Genomic DNA, 560 nt, shown 5'->3' with positions numbered 1-560 from the left:
GATGGTACAGCTGGAAAGCTACGTATTGTCGCAACATATCTTCCTGCGAATTTTTTACTGCCTAAATGGATTGGAATCTACAAACAGCAATATCCCGAAGTAGAGGTAGAATTAACAACTACTAATTCTAGTAAAGCAATTGACCATTTGATTAATTACCAAGCTGAAATTGCTTTAATAGGCGGTAGAAGGGAATTTCATTCATTAATCACCAGTAATGAACTGTTTGAAGATCAAATGTTGTTTATCGTTCATAAGAATCATAAATTTGCTGGAAAGAAAGTTACATTATCTGAAATTGTAAGGGAACCTTTTGTATTTCGTGAAGAAGGCAGTTCTTCAAGGGAGAAATTATTTTCTCTCTGTAAGGTTTATAACGTTAATAAGCCAATTATCGGATTACAAATTAATGGATTGAATGAAACAATCAGAACAGTGATTGCAGGATATGGAGTTACTTTTGTGTCTTCGCTTGAAGTGAACGAGCATTTAGCTCAAGACCAAGTAGCAATTGTACATGTAGAAGAAGTTAATTTAAAAAATCCTATTTCGTTATGTAC

The 560-nt window shown here is 33.6% G+C and carries 1 protein-coding gene; it reads left to right on the top strand.

Annotation, left to right across the window (positions count from 1 at the left end; all coding sequences use genetic code 11):
- A partial coding sequence (locus tag RB298_RS03870; protein WP_486045855.1) for a LysR substrate-binding domain-containing protein occupies window positions 1–560 on the top strand: 560 nt, incomplete at both ends.

This window comes from Priestia sp. BR_2, from assembly GCF_041954005.1.
Lineage (GTDB): Bacteria > Bacillota > Bacilli > Paenibacillales > Paenibacillaceae > Paenibacillus_AQ > Paenibacillus_AQ lautus_A.
Note: the sequence above shows the minus strand (reverse complement) of the source record. Positions and strands in the feature narration are given on the sequence as shown.